The 1242-nt window shown below is 34.6% G+C and carries 1 protein-coding gene; it reads left to right on the top strand.

The genetic code is table 11. The features are described 5' to 3' along the window. Positions 1–225 precede the first annotated feature (225 nt). A complete protein-coding gene (locus tag BW951_RS22330; RefSeq protein ID WP_076396897.1) occupies positions 226–1215 on the top strand; it encodes an IS110 family RNA-guided transposase in 990 nt (329 codons plus the stop codon). Positions 1216–1242: the final 27 nt, after the last annotated feature.

Genomic DNA, 1242 nt, shown 5'->3' with positions numbered 1-1242 from the left:
ATGGTAAGTTTGCATTAAACAAAACAGATTGATAACTTAGTTAAAAATATTAACCAGAAGAGCAAAAGCAGCAGGATAAAGACAGACGCTCGAATGATACTTTGATATCGCCCGTGATTTTATTCCCCTGCTGCTGTTTTCTTCCAAATCCGGATAGAACATTGTTGGTAAAAACTTTTACCATGGTGGATCAGAAGAAAACCTCTTTATAAAAAAAGATTTACGATGATAAAATTATCAAAAAAAGTGATTGGTGTAGATGTGGGATCAAAGTTTTTAACGATAAGCTTTAATGATTTAAATAATTGTGATCAGGTTTACAACATCGAAAACAACCAACGTTCAATTTTATCTTTTCTAGATAAAATTTCCTTAGAAAATTATTGTCTGGTTATAGAATCTACGGGTAATTACAGCAGTAGGATTCTTCATCTTTCTCTGGAAAAAGGATTTGAGACCAGTCTTATTAACTGCATGTCTATTAAACATTTTTGCAGGATGAAAAACATCATCACTAAAACAGATGCAGAAGATGCTAAAGCCATCAGACTCTATGGAGAATTGTTTCGTCCTGAAAGTTATGTTCCCAAAAGTATTGAGATTGAGCATCTTGACCAGGAGATTAAACTTTTGAATGATCTGGAAGAAGAAAAACGCAGATATGCCGTGAAACTAAAAGCGCTACGTTTTAATCCTTATCTTAACCCTAACACAGAAAAGCATTACGAAAGAAGGCTTAAACAGTTGGAAAAAGAAATCAAAGAAGTTGAACTGCGTCTTCCAAAACTTCAGAATGCGGAATTCAAAGAAGTGAAAGATTTGATACAAAGTGTATCAGGAATTGGTGAGAAGACCTCATTACAACTTATGACTGCTACATCGGGCTTTAAGAATTTTGATTCCGCAAAATCCCTGGTCAAATATTTTGGATTGGCACCCAGGATTTACCAATCGGGAAAGAAATCTTATTCGCCTGGAAAGTGCAGGACTTCTAAAACCCATATCAGGAGTCTTTTGTATGTCTGCTCTTGGACTGCAATGAAACACAATGTTCACTGCAGAGAACTTTACCAGCGTTTGTTGGCAAAAGGAAAACCTAAAAAATTAGCATTGATCGCAGTTTGCAACAAGCTTTTAAGAATCTGCTTCGGTGTGGTAAAAAACAAAATGGCTTATCAACCAGATTATCAAAAAAACTTTAAAATTTTAACCTGATTAATTTGCGTATTAACATAGAACATC

This window comes from Chryseobacterium gambrini, assembly GCF_900156825.1.
Lineage (GTDB): Bacteria > Bacteroidota > Bacteroidia > Flavobacteriales > Weeksellaceae > Chryseobacterium > Chryseobacterium gambrini.
This window is presented reverse-complemented; position numbering and strand designations above follow the sequence as displayed.

What these genes read in the sequence shown, in the direction of transcription:
- BW951_RS22330 (WP_076396897.1), top strand. Translation starts at nt 226, where the DNA reads ATGATAAAATTATCAAAAAAAGTGATTGGTGTAGATGTGGGATCAAAG.